The organism is Paracidovorax anthurii, assembly GCF_003269065.1.
Lineage (GTDB): Bacteria > Pseudomonadota > Gammaproteobacteria > Burkholderiales > Burkholderiaceae_C > Paracidovorax > Paracidovorax anthurii.
The window spans coordinates 1-22034 of sequence record NZ_QLTA01000069.1 but is presented as its reverse complement, the minus strand read 5'-3'; the positions used below and the strand labels follow the sequence as shown (position 1 = coordinate 22034).

Here is a 22034-nt window from a genome sequence, read left to right as displayed (position 1 = left end):
CTCGATCTCGGCAAACTTCTCTCTACTGATGTCGCTTGGGTATGGCTTTCTTTTCACCCCAGGATTGTCGGGGGAGATCGTAAACACGCTCTTACAACCACATCCCCCTCTGGTCGGTCCCCCGGCGCTACACCAACCGCAATACCTGGAGGACCGCCGAGCCCGGCTATGTGCCGCACGTGACGCAGCCGTTCAAGGTGCTCGCGGACAACCCGGATCTGGACTACCGGCGGGCGATCGTGCGCTTCGCGGAGTGCCGCAACCTGCTGGGCGGCACCACCACCGGGCAGGGGCTGTCGCTGAGCAGCCCGGCGGGCATCGGCACGTATTTCAAGGGGCTGATGCGCAATGTGGAGCAGCCCGTGGACCCGGCCTTTCCCGTGTGCTCGGGCCAGACGCTGGACTTCAAGCCCGAGGAGATCGAATCCCGGCTGGTGCCCGCGCTGCAGACGGGCCGGCCCTATTTCTACCACCTGAGCGAGGGCACCGACGAGGCCGCGCGGCAGCGGTTCCTGGACCTGCGGCGCGCGGGTGGCGCCTGGGCCGTGGCGAAGACGCTGGTCTGCATCCACTGCGTGGGGCTGCAGGCGGCCGATTTCGATGTGCTGCGCGAGAGCGCGGGCATGGTGTGGTCGCCCACGAGCAATCTGCTGCTCTATGGCCAGACCGCCGACATCGCCGCCGCCCGCGCGCGCGGCGTGCCGATCGCGCTGGGGGCGGACTGGGCGCCCAGCGGGTGCAAGAACCTGCTGGGCGAACTGAAGGTGGCGCGCGCCGTGAGCGCGCACCAGGGCGGCGTGCTGTCCGCGCGGGAGCTGGTGGAGGCCGTCACGTCCACGGCGGCGAAGATGATCGGCTGGGACGCGCAGGTCGGCACCATCGCGCCGGGGCGCCGCGCGGATCTGCTGATCCTGGAGGGCACCTCGGGCGACCCCTATACCCACCTGATCGATGCGCAGGAATCGTCGATCCTCGCGGTGCTGATCGATGGCCGGGCGCGGCTCGCGGCGGGCAGTTTCGCGCTGGGTGATCCGCGCTCCAGCGAGGCCATCACCGTGGGGGGCCGGCCGTTCGTGCTCGATCTGGTCGAGCCGGCGGACGACGGGCTCGGGGGCATGCAGTTGTCCACGGCGATCGCCAAGCTGTCGTACGGGCTGGCGAACCTGCCCTCGCTGGCGGCGGGCCTGCAGCCGGCCTTCGGGGTGCTGTCCACCTCCCCCGACGAGGTGGCCTACCGCCTAGTGGCCGAGATGGAGGACGAGGACGCAGCGCAGGACGCCCCCGGGCTGTTCGCCGCCGCTGCTGCCGCCGCCGCGCCCGAGACGGTGGCGCTCCAGCTCGATCCGATCACGGCGGTGGACGATGCCGGCTTCGCCCGGAAGATGCGGGCCAGCGTCAACCTGCCGGACTACGTGAAGGCGGTGTTCTGAACTGAGCGGCTCCGGGCCCCCGGCGCGCCCAGGCCTGCGCCAGGGCCGCGCGCCCCTGCGGCCCCAGCACCCCGAGCCGCACCCAGCCCGGCAGGCCGAACGATGCGCAGTCGCGCAGCTTGACGCCCTCCTCGCGCAGCGCGGCCAGCAGCAGCGGCAGATCCGCCACGGGCGGCCGCGCCACGAAGTAGTTGGCCGCGCTGCCCGGCCGCACCGCCCAGCCCATGTCCGCGCACAGCGCCTGCTGCGCGGCCTTCCAGGCGCGCAGCGTGGGGAGCGTGGCGGCCAGCCAGCGCTGGGTGGCGGGCTCCACCCAGGCCGCGAGCATCGCCACGCCGTGCGCGCCGATGGGCCAGGACGGCGCCAGGGCCTGCAGCGCGGCCAGGTCGCCCTGCGGCACGTGTGCCGGCGCGATGGCGTAGGCCGCGCGCACGCCCGTGAGGCCCAGGGCCTTGTTGGGCGACCAGAGCTGCCATGCGCTCGCCGGCAGCGCGGCGCCGGGGCCTGCGGCCGGCTCCAGGCGCAGCGGCGCATAGGCGCAGTCGATGATGCGCGGGCCGTGCGCAGGGCCTGCTGCACCGCCCTCCCCCTCCCCTTCTTCGCGCCATGCAGCCACGGCCGCGTCGGCCGTGCCGAGCGGGCTGGAAGGCTCGCAGGCCCAGTGCAGCAAGGGCATGGCGCCGGGTGGCGGCGTGCCGTCGCCGCGCGCCACCGGCAGGCCCCAGGCGGCGGCGGCGCGCGCGTAGTCGCCATAGCCGTGCGCGGGCACCACCACACCGGCCGCGCCGCGCCGCGCGGCCCAGGCGGTGGCGCGGTGGATGAATTCGCTGGCGCTGGCGGCGGGCACGATGCGCTCCGGCGCCACGCCGTGCCACGCGGCCAGGGCCTCGCGCAGCACGGTGTAGGCGGGATCGGGGTAGCGGGCCGCGTCGGCACGCTGCACGGCGGCCAGGGCCTCGGGGCACGGGCCGCAGGCGTTGGCGTTGGTGGAGAAGTCGTGCGCGGGCACGCCCCGCGCGTCGGGGCCGCCGTGCACGGGCGGCAGGGCCGGCGCGGCGCCGGCCGGCAGGTTCGGCAGGTCGGGCAGATCGAACGGCCGGGCCATCACATGCCCAGCGCCATCCGCAGCCCTTCGCGCAGGGGCAGCGCCAGCAGGGCCAGGGGCACGCACACCAACAGGGCCTCGGCCGCCAACGTGGCGGCGCGGCGCGTGTCCAGCGGCGCGGCGCGGCGGCCGCGGCGGTGCAGCGTGTAGACGCCCGGCTTGGCCAGGCGCACGTCCAGCGCCAGGGCCATGGCCGCCATGGGCCAGCCGCTGTTGGGCGACGGCGTCTTGCGCGCCTGCCGGGCCACGGCCGCCCAGTGCACGCCGCGCCCGCACTGCGCCAGCAGCCAGGCGGTGATGCGCGCGGGCACCCACGAGAGCACGTCGTCCGCGCGCGCGGCCCATTTGCCGGCCCACTGCCAGTAGCGGCCGCCGCGCATGCCGGGGTAGCCCCACATGGCGTCGGCGGTGTTGGCGAAGCGGTAGAGCGCGGCGCCGGGCAGGCCCAGCAGCACGAACCAGAAGAGCGGCGCCACCACCGAGTCGTTGAGGTTCTCGGCCAGCGATTCGATGGCCGATTCGCGCACCTGCACGGCCTGCAGCGCGTGCACGTCGCGGCTCACCAGCCGCGCGAGGCGCTCGCGCCCGGCCGGCAGCGACTGCGACAGGGCCACCTCCACCGCCAGCACCTCGCCCCGCAGCATGCGCCAGGACAGCAGGGGCTTGAGCAGCAGCGCCAGCACGGGCACGGCCAGGGGCCAGGGCAGCTCCAACGTGGAGCGCTCCAGCGCCCCCGCGATGGCCACCACCAGCGCGGCCATCAGCAGCCAGGCCGCCGCGCCGAGCGCGAAGGCCCGGCGATCGGCCGGTCGCGGCTGCAGGGGCGCGATGCGCTCGCCGCACCACTGCAGCGCGCGCCCCATCCAGACCACGGGGTGCACGGCCACGGGCGGCTCGCCCCACCACCAGTCGATGGCCATCGCCAACAGCAGGGCCAGGGCCCACGGCAGCGCGTCCCACAGCACGTGGAGCAGCAGCCTTCCTTCCTCAGCCATGCCCCGGGCCCTCCCCGGCCTGCCGCAGGGCGCCGGCGATGGATTGCGCGGCCTGGCCCCAGGCGTTTTCGAACACCACCGATTCGAGCGGCGCGCGCCGCGCCCAGCGCTCGCGCTCCAGCATGGGTTCGGGATAGAAGTCGTGCACGGGCCCCAGGCACAGCAGCGCCAGGGGCTCCGCGCCCGGCGGCAGGCCCAGCAGGCCAGCGACCTCGGCCGGGTCGAAGATCGACACCCAGCCCAGGCCCAGCCCCTCGGCGCGCGCGGCCAGCCACAGGTTCTCGATCGCGCAGCCCACCGAGGCCACGTCCATGTGGGGCATGGTGCGGCGGCCGAACACGTGGGCCTCGCGCCCGTCGGCCAGCGCCACGGCGATCAGCTCGGCCGCGTCGAGGATGCCCTCCAGCTTGAGCCGCAGGAACTCGTCCTGCCGGCCTGCGCCCTGCACGGGCGCACCGCCCCCCAGCACGCCGACCGTGCGCCCGCGCTCGGCCTGCACGCAGGCATGCAGCCGCGCGCGCAGCGCCGCATCGGTCACGCGGATGAAGCGCCAGGGCTGCATGAAGCCCACGCTGGGCCCGTGGTGCGCCGCGCGCAGCAGCCGCGCGAGCACGGCGGGCTCCACGCGGCCGCCCGCGAAGTGGCGCATGTCGCGCCGCTCGTGGATGGCGCGGTAGATGGCCTCGCGCTCCTGCGCCCCGTAGGGCCGCGCGCAGCCTTTCGATCCGTCGGGCATGCTCTGCTCTCCCTCTAGTCTTCGATGCCGCGCTGGGCAGGGACCCCGGCCTGGAAGGCATGCTTGATGAGCCCCATCTCGGTCACCGTGTCGGCCGCGTCGATCACCTCCTGCGGGCAGCGCCGGCCGGTGAGCACCACGTGCACGTCGCGCGGGCGCTCGCGCAGGGCCTGCAGCACCTCCTGCAGCGGCACCCAGCCGTAGATGAGCGGGTAGGTGACCTCGTCGAGCACCACGAGGAAGTATTCGCCGCCCAGGATGGCCGCGCGGGCGCGCTCCCAGCCCGCGCGCGCGAGGTCGGCGGAATGCTCCAGGTCGCGGCTCTTCCAGGTGAAGCCGTCGCCCAGGCCCTCGATGGGGATGCCGAGCTGCTCGAACACGCGGTGCTCGCCGAAGCGCGCGCTGGGCACCTTCATGAACTGGAAGATCTTGACCGGCTTGCCCCGGCCGTGCGCGCGCAGCGCGAGGCCGAAGGCGGCCGTGCTCTTGCCCTTGCCGTTGCCGGTGTGCACGAGCACGAGGCCGCGGCGCTCACCGTCGGGCTTGTCCGAGCGGCGCTCGGCGGGTGGGGTTTCGATCTGCATGGAAGGGACCAATCGGGGGAAAGCAAGGAAACGGCGAAAAAGCGGAGCCACGGCGGCGGGGCCCCGGAACGGGCCGCGCGCCGCCGTCAGCCGGCGGGCGGCGGGCCCTCCACGCACGGCAGGGCCACGCGCAGGCCGTCCACCTCGCGCACGCGGATGCGGTGGTCGAACACGGCCTCCAGCGCGGACAGGGTGGCGGCGTCGGCGCACGCGCCCTGGTGGCGCACGCGGCCGCCGGCAAGGATAACCAGGGCGTCGGCCTGCAGCGCGAGCGAGACCTCGTGCAGCACGCTGACCACCGTGCGGCCCTCGGCGACCAGCGCGCGCACGGTGCGCAGCCAGTCGGCCTGGTGGGGCGGGTCGAGGTGCACCAGCGGCTCGTCCATGAGCAGCACCTGCGCCTGCACGGCGAGCGCGCGGGCCAGCAGCACGCGCTGGCGCTCGCCGCCCGAGAGCCGCCCGAGCGGCCGGTGGCGCCATTCCCAGGCCTGCGTGGCCTCCAGCGCCGCGCGCACGGCCGCGTGGTCCGCCGGGCCCGGCGGGGCCAGCCAGGGCTGGTGGGGCAGCCGCCCGAGCAGGGCCACGTCGTAGGCGCTCAGCTCGTCGGCGCCGGTCTCGTTCTGGCCCAGCCAGGCCACGTGCCGCGCGCGCTCGCGCGCGGCCCATTGCGGCAGCGGGCGGCCCAACAGCTCGATGCGGCCGCGCACCGCGCCGCGCGGCAGCAGGCCGGCCAGCGCCTTCAGCAGCGTGGACTTGCCCGCCCCGTTGGGGCCGACCACGCTGGTCCAGCGCCCGGCGGGGATGCGCAGGTCCACGCCCTGCAATACCGGCACGTTTCCGATCCACGTCGCCATGTTTGCTGCCTGGATTGCTACGTTTTCCATAGCAATCAGCCTCCCCGGCCGAGGGCCGTGCGCCGGTGCATGAGCCACAGCAGGTAGGTGCCGCCCAGCGCCGCGGTGAGCACGCCCACGGGCAGCTCCTGCGGCGCGACGATCCAGCGCGCGAGGATGTCGGCGGCCAGCAGCAGCACCGCGCCCATGAGGCTGGAGAGCACCACGTGGCGCGGGTGGGTCGAGGGCGCGATCGAGCGCACGAGGTGCGGCGCGGCCAGCCCCACGAAGGCGATCAGCCCCGTCTGCGCCACGGCTGTGCCCGTGGCCAGCGCCATCGCGGCCACGAGGCCGGCGCGCATCGGCGCGAGCGGCAGGCCCAGGCTGGCGGCGGTGGCCTCGCCCAGCGCGAGGCCGTCGAGCGCGCGCGCCAGCACCCAGGCGCCACCCGTGCTCAGCGCCCAGGCGCCGGCCATGAGGCCGCAGGCGATCCAGCCCACGAAGCTGGTGCTGCCAAGGGTGAAGGCCTGCATGGCCTGCAGGATCTCGGGCGAGGCCAGCTCCACCAGATCGCGCGCGGCGCCCAGCACCACGCCCACGATCACGCCGGCCAGCAGCAGCCGCAGCGTGTGCTGCACGCCGCGCGCCAGCACCAGCGTGAGCAGCACCGCCGCCACCGCCCCCAGGAAGGCCATGCCCGTCACGCCCAGCCGCGCGAGCCACTGCGCCGCCGTGGGCGACATGCCGAAGACCGCCATGGCCAGCGCCCCGCCCAGGGCGGCGCCCGAGGCGCTGCCCAGCAGGTACGGATCGGCCAGCGGGTTGCGAAAGAGCCCCTGCGCCACAGCGCCCGAGAGCCCCAGCAGCGCGCCGGCCAGCCACGCGCCCAGGGTGCGCGGCAGGCGGATGTCCCACAGGATCTGGCGGGCCACGGGATCGGCCTCCACGCCCCATGCGGGCCCCAGGCCCGTGCTGCCCACGCTCGCGCCGAGCAGCAGCAGCGCCGCGCTGGCCGCGATCAGCCCCAGGGCCAGCCAGGCCGGGCGGCGGGCGCCGGGCACGGACACAGGCACGGACGCATCGGTGGGGGTCGGGCCGCTCATGGCGCCTTGTCCGCGAGGCAGCGCGCCATGGTGCGCGCCGCGTCGGCCATGCGCGGGCCGGGGCGCACCACCAGCTCGGCCTCGGCGGGCGGGAACACGCACACGCGCCCCTCGCGCACCGCCGGCAGGCTCTCCCAGCCGGGGTACGGCACCAGGGCCTGCATGCTGCTGTTGCCCACCATGAGCACGTCGGGCCGCGCGCGCACGACGAATTCCGGGTTCAGGCGCGGGAACGGCCCCAGATCGGCCGGCACCACGTTGCGCACGCCCAGGCGCGCGAGCGTCTCGCCGATGAACGACACGGCGCCGGCCGCGTACGGGCCCCGGCTCACCTCGAAATACACGCGCGCCCCCCGGGCGCGGGCGGGCAGCGACTGCGCCGCCGCCTGCACGCCGGCATCGATCTCGCGCCACAGGCGCTCGGCGCCTTGCGCCGGCGGCACGCCCAGCAGCGTGCCGAGCGTGCCCAGCACCTCGCGCACCTGCGCGTGCGTCTTGGGCTCCAGCGCCACCACGGGGATGCCCAGCGCCTCCAGCCGGTCGCTGGCGCGCGAGCTGGTGGCCAGCAGCACCACGTCGGGCCGCTGCGCCACGATGGCCTCGATGTTCGGGTCGATGCCGCCGCCCATCTGGGGCAGGCGGGTCACGGCATCGGGCCAGTTGGAATAGCGGTCCACGCCCACGAGGCGGCCGCACTGCTGCAGCGCGCACACCGACTCGGTGAGCGAGGGCAGCAGGCTCACGATGCGCCGCGGCGGCTGCGCGAACACCAGCCGGCGGCCGCGCCCGTCGGTGACCGTGATCGGCGCGGGGGCGCTGGCGACCGGCACGGCCTGCACGGCCTGCACGGCGGGTATGGCGGACGTGGCCGGTGCCTGCGCGCGCGCCGGGGCCGCCGCCAGGGCCGCTAGTGCCGCCAACACCAGCAGGCCCGCACGCCAGGGCATGGCCGGCCTCATGGCGCGGGCCCCTTGAGCACCAGCGGCAGCCCCGCCGCCACGAGCGTGACGCGCTCGCACGCCTCGGCCGTGCGCTGGTTGAGCAGGCCCAGCGCATCCACGAAGGCGCGCACCTCGCGCCCCATCGGGATGACGCCCAGGCCGATCTCGTTGCCCACCAGCACGACCGGGCCCGGCGCCTGCCGGATCGCTCCTAAAAAGAGAGCACACTGTTCAGCAAATTCGGTGACATGGAGGCGATCCGGCTCGCAAACCGGCTCCGGCTCCGATGGCGGGCCCGGCTGCGGGTCCGGCGGCGGCATGAGCCACTGCGTGAGCCAGAGCGTGAGGCAGTCCACCACCACCAGCGTGTCGGCCCGGGCGCAGCGCGCGAGCGCGCCGGCCACGTCGCGCGGCTCCTCCACCGTCGCCATGCCCGGCACGCGTTCGGCGCGCTCGCGCTGGTGGCGGGCGATGCGCTCGTGCATCTCGGCGTCCCAGGCCTGGCCCGTGGCGATCAGCACGGCGCGGTGCGCGGGCGAGCGGTCCAGCCAGGCGCGCGCCAGCGCCTCGGCGCGGCGCGACTTGCCGCTCTTCTGGCCGCCCAGGATGAGTTCGCTGCGCGCAATGGCCGGCGCCCCGGAGGCCATGGTCATGCGGCGGCCCCTTCGTCCGCCGGCGCCTGCAGCGCGTCCGGCGCGCCCAGCAGCGCCGCCACGGCGCGCGGGCTCGACGGGAACCACGCATGGAAATAGCTCGCGTGGAGGCTGCCGTGCCGGTAGAGCGCCTCGCCGGGGGCGCTGCCGGCCTCCGGCCGCGTGGTGCGCGCGCGCACCGGGGCGCTGCTGTCGCAGGTCGAGTAATGGAAGGTGTGGCCGCGCAGCACGTGCCCCTGCAAGTCGAGCTGCTGCGGCCCCAGCGCGGCCAGCCGCCGCTGCATGGCCACCTGCCCCGGCAGCAGCCCCCAGAGCGGTTTGCGCGTGCCGTCGGCCAGCGTGATCGATTCGAAGAGCGCCATCATGCCGCCGCATTCTGCCCACAGCGCGCGGCCGGCCTGGACGTGCGCGCGCAGGCTGGCCTGCATGCCGGTGTTGGCGGCGATGCGGTCGGCGTGCAGCTCGGGGTAGCCGCCCGGCAGCCAGACGGCGTCGCACGCGGGCAGCGCCGCGTCGGCGAGCGGCGAGAAGCGCTCCACGCGCGCGCCCAGCGCCTGCAGCGTGTCGAGGTTGGCGCGGTAGATGAAGCAGAAGGCGGCGTCGTCCGCCACGGCCACGGTGCGCCCCGCCAGCAGCGGCGGCACGGGCGCGCGCGGCGCGGGCGCGGCGAACTCCACGGCGAAGCGCTGCCAGTCATCGGGCGACAGGCGGCCCAGCGGCGTCTGCGCGAGCGCGTCGGCGGCGGCGTCGATGCGCGCGAGGCCGTCGGCCAGCTCGTGCGCGGCCACGAGGCCCAGGTGGCGCTCGGGCAGCAGGCCCCCTCGCTGGCGCGCCGGCTGCGGCTCCGCACCGCCCTTCTGCGCCGGCCCTCCATCCGGTGCCACGCGCGGCAGCGCGCCCATCCAGTCCCGCGCATCGGCGAGGCTGCCCTGCAGCATGCCCGCATGGCGCTCGCTGCCCACGCGGTTGGCCAGCACGCCGGCCCAGGGCAGGCCCGGGCGGTAATGCCGCAGGCCCCAGGCCAGCGCGCCGAAGGTGCCGGCCATGGCCGAGGCATCCACCACGGCCAGTACCGGCAGGCCGAAGCGCTGCGCCAGATCGGCCAGGCTGGGCGTGCCGTCGAACAGGCCCATCACGCCCTCGACCAGGATCAGGTCGGCCTCGCACGCGGCGGCGTGCAGGCGCGCGGCGGCATCGTGCTCGCCAGTCATCCAGAGGTCGATGGAATGCACCGGCCCGCCGCTCGCCAGTTCGTGCCAGCACGGATCGAGAAAATCCGGCCCGCACTTGAACACCCGCACGCGCCGACCCTGGCGCGCATGCAGCCGCGCGAGCGCCGCGGTCACGGTGGTCTTGCCCTGCCCCGACGACGGGGCGGCGATGGCAATGGCCGGGCAGCGCGCCGCGGGCGCGCCGGCGCTGTTCACTGCGGCGCCCATTTCAGGCCCACATAGAAGGTGCGGCCCGCCTGCGCGTAGCCGCGCGCGGTCTGGTAATCCTTGTCGGCGAGGTTGTCCACCCGCGCAAGCAGCGTCACGTCCTGGCCCACGCGCGTGCTGGCGTACAGGTTCACCAGCGTGTAGCCGCCCAGCACGGCGGTGTTGGCGGCGTTGTCGAAGCGGCGGCCGGAGGCCTGCACCTCCGAGCCCACCGTCCAGCCGGCGATGCGTGTGTCGGCGCCCAGCGTGGCGTGGCGCTTGGCGCGGCGGGCGAGCTGGCGGCCCGTGTCCTCGTCGCGGTGGTTCTGCAGATCGACCGAGGCGCGCAGCTGCACGCCGCCCAGCGCATGCTGCGCCGAGAGCGTCACGCCCTGGTATTTGGCGCGGCCCGCGTTGGCATAGCAGCCGAACGCATCCTGGCAGGGGCCGGCCGCGCCGAACACGATGAGGTTCTTCACGCGGTTGCGGTAGGCCACCACCGAGGCGCTGCTGGCGCCCTGCGCCCAGCGCAGGCCCACCTCCACGTTGCGCCCCTCTTCGGGTTGGAGCGAGGCCACGCCGTACGGGCTGAAGCGCTGGTAGAGCGTGGGCGCGCGGAACGAGGTGCCCGCCGAAGCCGTCGCGCGCCACTGCGGCGCGATCGCGTAGCCGTAGGCGATGCTGCCCGTGTTGTGGCCGCCGAACTCGCTGTCGGAGTCGTGGCGCGCATTGATCTGCAGCGCGTGCGGGCCGGCCGTGAAGCCATAGCCCAGCGCCAGCGCATCCTGCGAGCGGTCGCCGTCGATGGCACCGTTGCGCAGCTCATCCTCGCGGCGCTCCAGCGCGACGGTGAAGAGGTGCGCGCCCTCGCGCCACTCGTTCTGGAACAGGTAGCCGCGCAGGCGCGTGTCGGTCAGGTAGGGCGAGGGGCGGGTCTCGTAGCGGTCGCGCGAATCGGTGACCGCGACGCGCGTGGTGTAGCGATCGCTCCACTGCGCGCGCCAGTTCAGGCCCAGCGCGTGCATGCGGTGCAGCGCGCGGTCGTCGTTGCCCAGCGGCGTGGTGTCGTAGCCCGCGTTGGTGTCGGCGGCGGCCAGCGTGCCTTCCAGCCGCTGGCGCGGGTCGATCTGCAAGCCCACGCGCGCGTTCGCGGCGGTGCGGCGCAGGCCGTCCTTGTCGGGGTTCTGGCCGGCCACCGGGCGGGCGTTGAAGCCCTCGCTGGTCTCGCGCTCCAGGCCCAGCGCGTAGTCCACGGCGCGGCCCTCGCCGGCGCTGCCGCTCACGCCGGCCTCGGCCTTGTAGGTGCCGTGGCTGCCAGCGCCCACGCCCACGTAGGGCCGCGCCGGGCCCTCGCCGCGGCGCGTGAAGATCTGCACCACGCCGCCCACGGCGTCGGAGCCATAGACCGCCGCGGCTGGGCCGCGCAGCACCTCGATGCGATCGATCAGGCCCAGCGGGATCGCCTCCCACGGCGCGCCGCCGGTGGTCTGCGAATCCATGCGCACGCCGTCGATATAGACGGCCGTGAAGCGCTGCTCCGCGCCGCGCAGGTACACGCTGGTCGTCGTGCCCGGGCCGCCGTTGCGCGAGATCTCCACGCCCGGCAGGCGGGCCAGCACGTCGGCCACGCCGGTGGCGCCGCTCGCCTCGATGGTCTCGCGGTCCACGATGGACACGTCGGCCACGAGGTCGGCCAGCGGCTGCGGCGTGCGCGTGGCGGTCACCACGGTATCGCCCAGCTGCGCGGCCGGCGCGGCGTGCGCGGCGGGGAACAGCGACAGGCCCGCCGCCAGCAGCGCCAGGGCGGCCGGGGCGTGGAGGGACGAAGGCGAACGCGCGGCGGCGATGGCCCGGACACGGAAGAACGATGAATGCATGGAAGCGAACGGCAGAAAGCAAACCCGCGCCGGCCTCCCCGCCGGCATTGGGTGACACGGCCGCGCGCTCCAGGCCATCGGGGCCGGGGCCGCGCGGCCTCCGTGTTGGCCGGTATCCGGGCTGGTGGAATGCGCGCTCCATCGCCTTCCCAGGCGCTTGTTCAAGGCGCCCAGTGGCTCGTGATGGAGGGGAAAGCCGGGCCGGGGCGGCGGCTTTCGTCCACTGACCGTTGCGGGGGCAGCGCAGGCACGGCGCGCCCGTGGCGGACGGCGCCTCCCTGCTTCCCGTTGAACCGCGGCCTATGAACCAGGACCGCAGGCACCAACGGCGCGGATTTTAGAACGTGTTCACGATCTCGCAGGGGTCGCGCAGCCGCATGGGCGGGAAGGAATCCCTCTATGCCGCCCCCCGGAACCGGCTCGGATTGGCTCCCGTCGCTTTCCGCATCAATCGCCGGAGCGCCGTCGCATCCGCATAGCCCACCTGGGCGGCCACCTGCTCGATGCCCATCCGGCTGCTCTCGATCAGCATCCGGGCACGATTCAGCCGTACGCGCTGTATGAGCGCCAAAGGCCCCTGGCCCGTGGCGAAGCGCACGTGGCGGGTCAGTGTGCGTGGCGACATCGCGAACTCGCTCGCCAGCTCCGACACCGTCGGAGGATGGGGCAATCCGGATTCGATACGGCGCGTGAGGCGTCCGACCAGCGCATTGCCGTCGGCCAGCATGGAAGGAATGACGAACGGCGACTGCGCCTGCCGCCCATCGACCAGCAGCACCTTTCCCACAACATCGGCCAGTGCGGGGCCGAATCGTGCCCTCAAAAGGCCCAGCATGAGATCCGACTGCCCGAAGGCGGCCCCCGCCGTGGTGACCGGCCCGTCGCTGACGACCATGCGATCCGCGTCCACGGTGCATGCCGGCTCGATCCCCCGCAGCTCTGCCGCCAGCCACCACGAGGTGGTGGCGCGGCGCCCCGCCAGGAGCCCCGCCGCCTGCAGCAGGAACACGGCGGAGCACGATGCCGCCACGCTGCCGCCCGCGGCGGCATGCCGTTTCAGCGCGGTCACGGCCCGCTGCGCGGCGGAGCCCGCAAGGAGCGCGGCCAGGTCCGTGGCGCGGCCCAGTCCCAGGCCCGGCGCGATCCACAGGGACGGGTCCGCGCGGGGACGCAGGGGCATTCGCCGGGCAGGGATCTGCATGCCGCCGCTGAGGGGCACGGGACCGCCGTCGGGAGAAACGACCCTCCAGGCGGGCTGGGGCAAACGGAGCTGCGGCGCCAGCGCTGCGGCGGCCTGCAGCATGTCCACAGTGACCGCGACGCTGGCGGCGTAGGCCCCCGGCAGGACGAGGATGGTGAAATCGTGCATGGCTGATTTCGCATGAAAGATGTCCAAACAGACACTCGCAGTCTAATCCGATGCCGGGTGCAATAGGGGCCTTCGCAACCCAGGAGGGAATCCCCCCATGCCCCAGATCCTCGTTTACGTTCCCAGGGACTCGTTCCCGGGCGATGCCCGCGCAGGGCTCGTTCGCCGCATCACCGACGCAGCGGCGAAGGCCGAGCAGATTCCGGACAACCCGCGCAAGCGCATGCTGTGCTGGGTGCTGATCGAAGAGACCGACACGGGCGCATGGACCTGCGGCGGTGCCGATGTGACCGAACGGGTCCTGCCCTGCTTCGCGATGGTCCACCTGCCGGCCGGCGTCCTCGACGACGGATCGCGCGCCACCTGCGTGCAGGCGATGCACGATGCATTCCAGCAGTCCCGGCCCGCCGGGGACCCGCGCCAGCTCGTCACCTCCATCGTGCTGAACGAGGTGGCCGACGGAACCTGGGGCGCGAACGGCACCATCTGGCACCTGCCGCAGTTCGCCCAGGCCGCCGGGTTCGCCCATCTGCAACACCTGGCGGCGGCCTGATACATCCGGCCGCCCACGTCTCTCGCCGGGCGCGCAAGCCACCCGCCGTGGCGGCCGCGCCGGACCCGCGAACAGGTGCTTACCCACGGCGCGGGCCGCGCGCCGGGGCCCGAACCCTACAATCCGGGGATGGTTTCCCCCTCCCCCATCGACCAGATCACCGATCGCGTGGAGCGGCTGCTCCTGCGCCATGCGGAACTGCAGCGCGCCAATGCGCTGCTCACCGCCCAGGTGGTCACGCTCACCCAGGAGCGCGATTCGCTCCGGTCGCGCCTGAACACGGCCCGCATGCGCGTGGACGCGCTGCTGGAGAAGCTGCCGCCCGCACCGGGCGACGAGTCCGCCGCCCCGACCGACGTGCCCAAGGACGCTTGAGAATGAACCAGATCGAAGTGCAGATCATGCAGCAGAGCTACCGCCTCGCCTGCCCCGAGGGCCAGCAGGAGCGGCTGCAGCAGGCCGTCGAGCGCGTGGACGCGGCCATGACCCGCATCCGCGACGCCGGCAAGGTGCGCGCCCGCGAACGCATCGCGGTGCTGGCGGCGCTCAATCTGGCCTTCGAGCTGGCCGACCGCGGGCAGGCCGCGCCGGCCGAACCCGAGGCGGCGCCCGCCGCCGTGCCGGGCCCTGCCGATACCGCGCAGGAAGCCCCCCAGCCCGGCCACCCGGCCACGCCCTCCTCCTCCCCGGTCTCCGGCACCGACACGCTGGATTCGCTGCTGCGGCGCCTGGATCAGGCCCTCGGCGAGGACGGGCGCCTGCTCTGACCCCGCGCTTCCGTCGGTTGTTCGCCCGGCCTACAATGGGGGCGTCTGCAGTGCCGCCGGGCTTTATATTTCCTTGAACCAATGCTCACTGAGCAAGGGCTTGGTACATCGTCCGGTGAGCGTGATCATCTCGCGTCAGATGAACCCAACGCCTGGCTGCCCTCGCCCCCCTGAACCCCCGGTTCAGGATGACGGTTCGGTGGTTACTGCGGACACCCCATTCCCCAGCGCCGCGGCCTCCCCGCGGCGCTTTTTTCTTGGCGGCCGCGCCCCCGGTCAGCGGGAGGCCGGCGCCGGCTCCCACGCATAGACCTGCCCGCTGGCGATCAGGCTGCGAAACCGCTCCGCCGGCAGCCCCGGGGCGCACAGGAAGCCCTGGAAATAGTGGCATTCCATCTGCGCGAGCGCCACGCGCTGCGCCGGGGTCTCGACGCCCTCGGCCACCACCTCGATGCGCAGCGCGCGGCCCATGTGCACGATGGCGTTGATGATCGCGCGGTCGCCCTCGTCGTCCGGCAGGCCGCGCACGAAGGACTGGTCGATCTTGAGCTTGTGGATCGAAAGCTTCTTCAGGTAGGCGAGGCTGGAATAGCCCGTGCCGAAATCGTCGATCGACAGGCCCACGCCCAGGTCCGCCAGGGCCGCGAGGCGCTGCTCCATCTCCTGCGCGTCCTGCAGCAGGATGGTCTCCGTCAGCTCCAGCTCCAGCAGCGACGCCGGCAATCCGTGGCGCCGCAGCAGGCCGACGAGCCGTTCCACGAAATCCGGCTGCCGGAACTCCAGCGCCGACACGTTCACCGCGACCACCAGCGGCGAGCCCGCGCGCAGCCACTCGGCCGCCTCCCGGATGGCCTGCTCCAGCACCCAGGCGCCCAGGGTGACGATGTAGCCCGACTCCTCGGCCAGCGGAATGAACACGCCCGGCGAGACCGGCCCCAGCTCGGGATCGGTCCAGCGCAGCAGGGCCTCGGCGCCCACGACCCGGCCCGTCTCCATGGCGACCTGCGGCTGGTAGTGGACCGCCAGGTGGCCCTGGTCCAGCGCCTGGCGCATGGCGTGCTCCAGCTTCATGCGCGAGAGCAGGTCGGCATTCATCTGCGGCTGGTAGAAGCCGTAGCTGCCCCGGCCGCGCTCTTTCACCCGGTACATCGCCGTGTCGGCCTGCTTGATGAGGTCGTCCAGCGTCTCGCCGTCGTTCGGATGCAGCGCGATGCCGATGCTGCACTGGATGGAAAAACCCATGCCGTCCAGCATGAAGGGCTGGCGCATCTCGTCGAGGATGCGGCGCGCCACGCCCTCGGCGGCGTCGGCATCGCCGGCGTGCAGGTGGATCACGAACTCGTCGCCCCCCAGCCGGCAGAGCATGTCGGTCTGCCGCAGGCACCCCTGCAGGCGCTGGGCCACGAGCTGCAGCACGCGGTCGCCGAAGAGATGCCCCAGCGAGTCGTTGATGATCTTGAAGCGGTCCAGGTCGATGAACAGGATCGCGAAGCCTCCGCCCTGCACGCGCCCCGCCTCGATGGCCGCGGAAACGCAGCGCGACAGCAGCAGGCGGTTGGGCAGGCCGGTGAGCACGTCGCTGTACGCGAGCTGCTCGATGCGCTTCTGCGCGGCGTGCTGCAGGGTGAGGTCGCGGAAGGAATACACGCGCCCCATGGCGCAGCCGTGGCTGAGCTGGGGCACCGAGCGGCGCTCGATGACCGTGCCGTTGCGCAGGTGCAGGGTGTCGGTGGTTTCCTCCCCGGGGAACTGCGCGATGCCCAGCAGCCGCGCGCGGTAGGCGCCCGCATCGACCACCTGGGCCGCCATGTGCGCCTCGATGGCCGCATCGTTGCGCTGCACCAGCAGCGCGGCGGGCATGTTCCAGAGCAGCGCGAGCCGTTGGTTGAACGCCCGCACCCGCCCCGCCATGTCGCACACCAGCATGCCGTCGGCTGCCGAATCCAGCGTGGCGCGCAGCTCCGACAGCAGCACCTCCAGCTCGCGCTGGGTGGATGCCTGCTCGCTGCGGTCCAGCATGCCCAGCATCAGCACCGGGTCGCCGGAGGGCGTGCGCACGGCCGTCACCCGGCGGTCCACCGGCACTAGGCGCCCGTCGCCGCGCAGCAGGCTCGAATGCGAATGGATGCCCGCGAGCAGCGCGGGCGTGTCCTGCGACCAGAACGCGAGGTCTTCGGGCGTGCAGGCCAGCGCATGCACCGGCATGCCCTCCATGGCCCCGGCGGGACGGTCCGCGAGCACCGCGGCGGCCCGGTTGCAGAACACCACGTTCAGCGAGCGGGCATCGACGAGCCAGACGGCCTCCCGCAGCCCCTCGAAAACGGCGCCCCAGGCCCGGTCGAAGGAAGCGCCGGTCACGAATGCGCCCCGCCGGCAGGGCCCGGCTCCACCGCCCGCTCGAAGTAATAGCAGATGCGCTTGCGCGGCGAGAGGTAGTCCAGCGCCTCGCGCGGCAGCTGCGCGGGCCGCAGGCTGCGGCGGATGCCCAGGCCGGGGGCCTGTTCGAGATCGAGGATGAGGGCCTCGTCCTTGGGTACGCTGCTGTCGTGCACGATCACCTGGGGCCGCAGCGGGCGGCTGGAATCCACCGCGACGACGATCGCATAGCGGTCATTGGTCAGCTGCACGATCGATCCGGCCGGGTACACGCCCATGAGCCGGATGAATGCCTGCATCACCTTGGCGTCGAACCGCGCCCGGTGCTGCGCGAAGATCACCGACAGGGCCTCGTGGGGCGTGAGCGGCCCCGCGCCGCGCAGCGGATTGCACATGCGGTCGTAGTAGTTGACCAGCGCGAGCACCTGGCCGGCACTGGCCAGGTCGCCCGCCGTGAGCCCGAGGGGAAAGCCGCTGCCGTCGGCCAGCTCGTGGTGCTGCGCGATGGCCGTGACGACCGCGCGGCCCAGCCCCATGCGCTGGGCCAGCACCACCGATTCGCCCACATGGGCCTCGTACAGCGCCTGGTCGGCGGGCCCGAGCATCGCGCCGGGCTGGGCCACATGGGGCGGCAGGGTGATCTTGCCCAGGTCGTGCAGCAGGGCCGCGACGCCCAGAGCGTTCAGGTCGTCGCTCCGCAGGCCCAGCGATTTGCCCAGCAGCAGGGCCAGCACCGTGACATTGACGGAATGCAGCGCGGCGCGGGTGCCGGCGCGCTCGGAGAGCAGGCGGATCGCCGAATCGCCGCTTGCCATGAGTTCGTCGACGCAGCCGGAGATCAGGGTTTCGGTGGCCTTGCGCGCCTCGGCCGGGTCCTGCTCCACATTCAGCGCGAGCCGCTCGTAGGTGCGCGTGGCGCGCGCGAAGTGCTCGTCGCACAGGGCCAGGGCGCGGCGCTGGGCATCCAGTTGCGCATGCAGCGAGGCCAGGCGCTCCGCGCCCGGGCGATGGCCCCCCGCCACGACCGCTGCGGCGACCTCGCCAGGGGCGCCCTGCGCCGCCGGCGCGGCCCCGCCCTGCTCCGCCGAATCCTGCAGGGCCAGGGCCTCCTGCACCGACGGATCGCTCCTGGCGGGCACCCAGCGCACCTGGCCCAGGCCGAGAGACTGCAGGGTGCCGATCTGCTCGCCGGACGCGATGCGGAAACTGCTCACCGGAAACGGGTGGTTCATCCACCCCAGCTCCAGCTGGATGTACATGCCCACGCGCAACCGGCTGACGTCGATGAGAAGGGAGTGATTCACTGTCGGGAGGGTGGCTGCTGCGGCGCAAGCCGCGGGTGCTCCTTGTTCGTAACCATTATCACTACTTCAGAAGCACCCATTTCGGACCGGGCGGGAAAATCCCGGGTCAGCGGCACCACAGATCGGCGTGGCCATGCCCCACGTCCATCCAGAGCGCCCAGGCGGCCACCGCCAGCAACAGCAGGCCCGCGACCCGGGTTCCCCAGGTGGCACGCGCCGCGTTCACGCGGCTGCGCAGGCGCCGCCATGCCCAGGCGCCGCCCACCAGCCAGAGCGCGCCACCCAGCCCGAAGGCCCCCATGGCGGCGGCGCCCCGCCATGCGCTGCCGCTCAGCGCGGCCACCAGCAGCGCGGAATACAGCAGCCCGCAGGGCATCAGCGCCCACGCGAAGCCCGCCGCCGCCACGCCGCCGGGCGCGCGGACCCGGGGCCCCACCCGCGCCCACACCGCGCGGCCGGCCTGCTCGACCCAGGCCGGCTGGCGGGCCTGCAGCGCCATGAGCAGGCCCCAGGCCAGCATGGCGACGTGCAGCAGGGTCCACACCGGACGCAGCGCGGCGGATTGCTGCGTGAGCCACGCGAGCCGGTCCATCGCCAGGGCGGCGGCGGCGCCGGCCGCGGCATAGCCGGCCATGCGCGCCAGATGGAAGGCCGCGGCGCGCCCGAGGGCCTGCGCGCTCCCCGGCACGGCCGCGAGGCCGCCCGCCGGGCCGGCCGGCGCCCAGCGCACGGGGGCGGTGGCGCCGCCCCCCCCGACCAGCGCGGCGCAGGGCGCGGCGCACATGGCCAGGCAGTGCGGCCCGCCCGCCAGCCCCATGGCGAACGCGGTCCAGACCAGGGTATCGGGCATGGGGGAGCCTCCTCAGATCATGCGGGAGAAACGCGCGCGGGTGCGGTCGGCCTGCAGGTAGCGGTCGAACACCATGGCGATGCCGCGCACGAAGAACCAGCCCATCGCCGTCACGGCGATGCCGTCGCCGCTCAGCGCGACCAGGCCCTGCTCGGCCATGTCCTCCAGCACGTCCATCTCGGCCGCGAAATACTGGCGGAAATCGATGAGCCAGGACTGCTCCATCGGCTCGAACAGCACCTCGCCCTGGCACATCAGGGCCATGATGACCGAGCGCCGCACGAGGTCGTCGCGCGTGAGGGCCAGCCCGCGCACCACGGGCAGCCGGCCCTGGTTGATGAAGTCGTAGTACTCGTCGAGGGTCTTGGCGTTCTGGCTGTAAGTGGCGCCCACCCGGCCGATGGCCGACACGCCCAGGCCGATCAGGTCGCAGTCGGGCTGGGTGCTGTAGCCCTGGAAGTTGCGGTGCAGGCGCCCCTGGCGCTTGGCCACGGCGAGCGCGTCGTCCGGCAGCGCGAAATGGTCCATGCCCACGTACACGTAGCCGGCGGCCTGGAAGGCGTTGAGCGAGCGCGACAGCATGGACACCTTGGCCGATGCCAGCGGCAGCTCCGCCGCCACGATGCGCCGCTGCGGCTTGAAGCGCTCGGGCAGGTGCGCATAGGCATAGAGCGCGATGCGGTCGGGCCGCAGCCCGCACACCTGCTCCAGCGTGCGGTCGAAGGATTCGGGCGTCTGCCGGGGCAGGCCGTAGATGAGGTCCACGTTGACCGACTCGAAGCCCAGGCGGCGCGCCTCCTGAACGAGCTCGAACACCTGCTCGGCCGGCTGGACGCGGTGCACGGCCTTCTGCACCTCGAGGTCGAAATCCTGCACGCCGAAGCTCAGGCGGTTGAAGCCCAGTTCGGCCAGCAGCGCGAGCCGGGATGCGTCCACTGTTCGCGGGTCCACCTCGATGGAGTATTCGCCGCCGGGCACCAGGGTGAAGCTGCGCCGCAGCACGCTCATCAGCCCGCGCAGGCCGTCGTCGCTCAGGAAGGTGGGGCTGCCCCCGCCGATGTGCAGCTGGCCGACCGCATGGCCCGGGGCGCAGTGGGCCATGTGCAGGTCGATCTCGCGGCTGAGGTAGCGCAGGTACACGTCGGCCCGCTCGGGGTGGCGCGTGATGATCTTGTTGCAGGCGCAGTAATAGCAGAGCGACTCGCAGAAGGGGATGTGCACGTAGAGGGACAGCGGCACGGCCTTCGCGGCGGACCCGAGCCGGCGCTGCTGCAGGGCCAGCACGTACTCGTCGGGCCCGAAAGCCTCCACGAACCGGTCCGCGGTCGGGTAGGAGGTGTAGCGAGGGCCCGGTACGTCGAAGCGGCGCAGAAGCTCGGGTGTCACAGCGGTCATGGTGGGGGGATTCCTTCTCAGGCCACAATGTGCCCCAGCTGCCACTGGCGCGTCCTTGACGTTCGTCAAGCATTCGCGCGCCGGGCACTGCCACAATTGACCCATGACAGTTGCTTGCCATTTGTCTGCGTGCACATCCCACTTCGCCGCAGATGCCTGCTGGCAGGCGCGCCAGAAACGGAGGGCCACTCATCCATGAATCCGCACACCATCAAGGTTGCCTGTTCCAACTGCAATTTGCGCGAGCTGTGCATGCCGCTGGGGCTCAACGACCAGCAACTGCAACGCATCGATGACATCGTGGCCACGCGCCGCAAGGTCAAGCGCGGCAGCACGCTGTTCCGCAATGGCGAGGCATTCACGTCGCTGTTCGCCATCCGCACGGGCTTCTTCAAGACCTGCGTGGCCACGGAGGACGGGCGCGATCAGGTGACGGGCTTCCAGATGGCTGGAGAGATCATCGGGCTCGACGGCATCGTGAGCGACCACCACACCTGCGACGCCGTCGCGCTGGAGGACGCCGAGGTCTGCGTGATGCCCTTCGACCGCATCGAGGAGCTGTCGCGCGAGGTGACGGCGCTGCAGCACCACGTGCACAAGATCATGAGCCGCGAGATCGTGCGCGAGCACGGCGTGATGCTGCTGCTGGGCAGCATGCGCGCCGAGGAGCGCCTGGCGGCCTTCCTGCTCAACCTCGTGCAGCGCCTGCATGCGCGCGGCTTCTCGCAGTCCGAGCTGGTGCTGCGCATGACCCGCGAGGAGATCGGCAGCTACCTCGGCCTCAAGCTGGAGACCGTGAGCCGCACGTTCTCGAAGTTCGTGGAGGAAGGCACCGTCGAGGTCAAGCAGCGCCACGTGCGCATCGTGGAGCCCGATGCGCTCAAGCGCATCGTGAACAGCCAAGCCTGTCACTAGAGAAGAGCATCCCCCCGAGCGGCTTGCGCCGCGCCCCCCTTCTCTCGCGGCGCTGCGCTTCGCGGGAAGGGGGCGACGCCGGTGGACCGGCGGAGCCGGCTCCACGGCGTCTGCTGGGCTTTGGGCCGCGCCGGTTTTCAGCGCCTTGGCGAGGCAGGCAACAGTCAGAAAATGTTCACTGCGGGAACTTGCCGCACTCCAGGGGGCGCTCGCCGGCCGGCACGGGACAGCGGTTGACCTCGAACGGGGAGAGCGACAGCAGCGTGGTGAGCGCGCCCGACAGCATCGCGAGCGCCCAGAACACGAAGAACGCCACCGTATAGACCCCCTCGCGCGAGAGCGCCAGCGGCTGGTCGAACCAGTGCAGCGCCTCGGGATCGACGAAGGCAAACACCACCATTTCGATCAGGCCTGCCACCAGGAAGGCGGGCCATGCGATCCACATCAAGCGTTGGTTCCGCATCGCAATCTCCTTTTGCCTCTGAAATGAGACGACAACCCCCTGAGCCGCTTCGCGGCTTCCCCCTTCTCTCACGCTGCGCGTGGGAAGAGGGACGCAGCCAGCGCGGCGGGGCGGCCCTTGCGCGGCTGCCCGCGCCTGGGCCGCGCCAGTTTCATGCGATGTGGGTGGCGCGCAGCGCCGTGGAAAACTGAAATGAAACTGCGTCTTTCACCCCGTGACAGCGGTGACTTGGTAGCCGATCTGCTGCAGGCGCCGGATCAAGCGGTTGGCTGTTTTGGCGGCGTCCGTGCGGTCGAAGTGGGCGGCACCCAGGTCTTGCCATTCGGTGCCGTCACGCAGCATGTGCCACATGGCCGTGAGCATGGAG

Annotated in this window: 21 protein-coding genes, 1 pseudogene and 1 riboswitch; of the genes and pseudogenes, 5 read left to right on the top strand and 17 right to left on the bottom strand. The window is 72.9% G+C overall.

Annotated elements, in window-relative coordinates:
* Window positions 1–179: 179 nt before the first annotated feature.
* Complete coding sequence (locus tag AX018_RS22395) at window positions 180–1430, top strand: amidohydrolase family protein (RefSeq protein ID WP_111882084.1); 1251 nt, start codon at window positions 180–182, stop codon at window positions 1428–1430.
* On the opposite strand, the gene AX018_RS22390 is transcribed toward AX018_RS22395, so the two are convergent.
* The 11 genes from AX018_RS22390 to AX018_RS22340 form a co-directional block, all read right to left on the bottom strand.
* Window positions 1396–2535, bottom strand: a complete 1140-nt coding sequence (locus tag AX018_RS22390; protein ID WP_111882081.1) for an aminotransferase class I/II-fold pyridoxal phosphate-dependent enzyme — start codon at window positions 2533–2535, stop codon at window positions 1396–1398. The genes AX018_RS22395 and AX018_RS22390 overlap by 35 nt on opposite strands.
* Window positions 2535–3530 carry an adenosylcobinamide-phosphate synthase CbiB gene (gene cbiB, locus AX018_RS22385; protein WP_111882080.1) on the bottom strand — a complete coding sequence of 332 codons (996 nt, stop codon included), beginning with the start codon at window positions 3528–3530 and terminating at the stop codon, window positions 2535–2537. The genes AX018_RS22390 and cbiB overlap by 1 nt, the downstream gene beginning before the upstream one ends.
* The gene (gene bluB, locus AX018_RS22380) at window positions 3523–4266 is read right to left on the bottom strand and encodes a 5,6-dimethylbenzimidazole synthase (RefSeq protein ID WP_111882078.1); all 744 of its coding nucleotides are present in this window, start codon (window positions 4264–4266) and stop codon (window positions 3523–3525) included. Before bluB ends, cbiB begins: the two co-directional genes overlap by 8 nt.
* 14 nt (window positions 4267–4280) lie before the next feature.
* Complete coding sequence (gene cobO / locus AX018_RS22375; RefSeq protein ID WP_111882076.1) at window positions 4281–4850, bottom strand: cob(I)yrinic acid a,c-diamide adenosyltransferase; 570 nt, start codon at window positions 4848–4850, stop codon at window positions 4281–4283.
* Between the two features lie 86 nt (window positions 4851–4936).
* Window positions 4937–5734 carry an ABC transporter ATP-binding protein gene (locus tag AX018_RS22370; RefSeq protein WP_111882074.1) on the bottom strand — a complete coding sequence of 266 codons (798 nt, stop codon included), beginning with the start codon at window positions 5732–5734 and terminating at the stop codon, window positions 4937–4939.
* 5 nt (window positions 5735–5739) lie between these two features.
* The gene (locus AX018_RS22365; RefSeq protein ID WP_111882071.1) at window positions 5740–6786 is read right to left on the bottom strand and encodes a FecCD family ABC transporter permease; all 1047 of its coding nucleotides are present in this window, start codon (window positions 6784–6786) and stop codon (window positions 5740–5742) included.
* A complete protein-coding gene (locus AX018_RS22360) occupies window positions 6783–7733 on the bottom strand; it encodes an ABC transporter substrate-binding protein (RefSeq protein ID WP_111882068.1) in 951 nt (316 codons plus the stop codon). Before AX018_RS22360 ends, AX018_RS22365 begins: the two co-directional genes overlap by 4 nt.
* An 8-nt stretch (window positions 7734–7741) precedes the next feature.
* A complete protein-coding gene (locus AX018_RS22355; RefSeq protein WP_211322504.1) occupies window positions 7742–8374 on the bottom strand; it encodes a bifunctional adenosylcobinamide kinase/adenosylcobinamide-phosphate guanylyltransferase in 633 nt (210 codons plus the stop codon).
* 2 nt (window positions 8375–8376) lie between these two features.
* Window positions 8377–9819 (bottom strand): hydrogenobyrinic/cobyrinic acid a,c-diamide synthase, encoded by a 1443-nt coding sequence (locus AX018_RS22350; RefSeq protein ID WP_111882063.1) that lies wholly within the window; start codon window positions 9817–9819, stop codon window positions 8377–8379.
* The gene (locus AX018_RS22345; protein WP_111882060.1) at window positions 9804–11675 is read right to left on the bottom strand and encodes a TonB-dependent receptor domain-containing protein; all 1872 of its coding nucleotides are present in this window, start codon (window positions 11673–11675) and stop codon (window positions 9804–9806) included. Before AX018_RS22345 ends, AX018_RS22350 begins: the two co-directional genes overlap by 16 nt.
* Before the next feature lie 90 nt (window positions 11676–11765).
* Window positions 11766–12017: riboswitch (cobalamin riboswitch) on the bottom strand.
* 55 nt (window positions 12018–12072) lie between these two features.
* On the bottom strand, window positions 12073–13044 hold the full coding sequence (locus AX018_RS22340) for a GlxA family transcriptional regulator (protein WP_111882058.1): 972 nt from the start codon (window positions 13042–13044) through the stop codon (window positions 12073–12075).
* A 97-nt stretch (window positions 13045–13141) separates the two neighbouring features.
* On the opposite strand from AX018_RS22340, the gene AX018_RS22335 reads away from it, so the two are divergent.
* The 3 genes from AX018_RS22335 to AX018_RS22325 all read left to right on the top strand — a co-directional run bounded on the left by AX018_RS22335 (window position 13142) and on the right by AX018_RS22325 (window position 14364).
* The gene (locus AX018_RS22335; RefSeq protein ID WP_111882055.1) at window positions 13142–13597 is read left to right on the top strand and encodes a tautomerase family protein; all 456 of its coding nucleotides are present in this window, start codon (window positions 13142–13144) and stop codon (window positions 13595–13597) included.
* Between the two features lie 129 nt (window positions 13598–13726).
* Window positions 13727–13972 (top strand): DUF904 domain-containing protein, encoded by a 246-nt coding sequence (locus tag AX018_RS22330; RefSeq protein WP_111882053.1) that lies wholly within the window; start codon window positions 13727–13729, stop codon window positions 13970–13972.
* Between the two features lie 2 nt (window positions 13973–13974).
* Window positions 13975–14364, top strand: coding sequence for a cell division protein ZapA (locus AX018_RS22325; RefSeq protein ID WP_111882050.1), 390 nt, complete (start codon window positions 13975–13977; stop codon window positions 14362–14364).
* 276 nt (window positions 14365–14640) lie between these two features.
* Here AX018_RS22325 and AX018_RS22320 read toward each other — a convergent pair whose 3' ends face one another.
* The 4 genes from AX018_RS22320 to hemN form a co-directional block, all read right to left on the bottom strand.
* Window positions 14641–16722 carry a putative bifunctional diguanylate cyclase/phosphodiesterase gene (locus AX018_RS22320; RefSeq protein WP_111882047.1) on the bottom strand — a complete coding sequence of 694 codons (2082 nt, stop codon included), beginning with the start codon at window positions 16720–16722 and terminating at the stop codon, window positions 14641–14643.
* Window positions 16719–18044, bottom strand: a complete 1326-nt coding sequence (locus tag AX018_RS22315) for an HD-GYP domain-containing protein (RefSeq protein WP_111882045.1) — start codon at window positions 18042–18044, stop codon at window positions 16719–16721. Before AX018_RS22315 ends, AX018_RS22320 begins: the two co-directional genes overlap by 4 nt.
* 106 nt (window positions 18045–18150) lie before the next feature.
* Window positions 18151–18894, bottom strand: coding sequence for a sulfite exporter TauE/SafE family protein (locus AX018_RS22310; protein WP_111882043.1), 744 nt, complete (start codon window positions 18892–18894; stop codon window positions 18151–18153).
* A 12-nt stretch (window positions 18895–18906) separates the two neighbouring features.
* Window positions 18907–20289, bottom strand: coding sequence for an oxygen-independent coproporphyrinogen III oxidase (gene hemN / locus AX018_RS22305; RefSeq protein ID WP_111882040.1), 1383 nt, complete (start codon window positions 20287–20289; stop codon window positions 18907–18909).
* 195 nt (window positions 20290–20484) lie between these two features.
* Here hemN and fnr point away from each other — a divergent pair, with 195 nt between their 5' ends.
* Complete coding sequence (gene fnr, locus AX018_RS22300) at window positions 20485–21204, top strand: fumarate/nitrate reduction transcriptional regulator Fnr (RefSeq protein WP_111882038.1); 720 nt, start codon at window positions 20485–20487, stop codon at window positions 21202–21204.
* A 175-nt stretch (window positions 21205–21379) separates the two neighbouring features.
* On the opposite strand, the gene AX018_RS22295 is transcribed toward fnr, so the two are convergent.
* Both AX018_RS22295 and AX018_RS22290 read right to left on the bottom strand, forming a co-directional pair.
* Window positions 21380–21667 (bottom strand): hypothetical protein, encoded by a 288-nt coding sequence (locus AX018_RS22295; protein ID WP_111882036.1) that lies wholly within the window; start codon window positions 21665–21667, stop codon window positions 21380–21382.
* A 207-nt stretch (window positions 21668–21874) separates the two neighbouring features.
* Window positions 21875–22034, bottom strand: a pseudogene (locus tag AX018_RS22290) (IS110 family transposase); the annotation flags it as partial.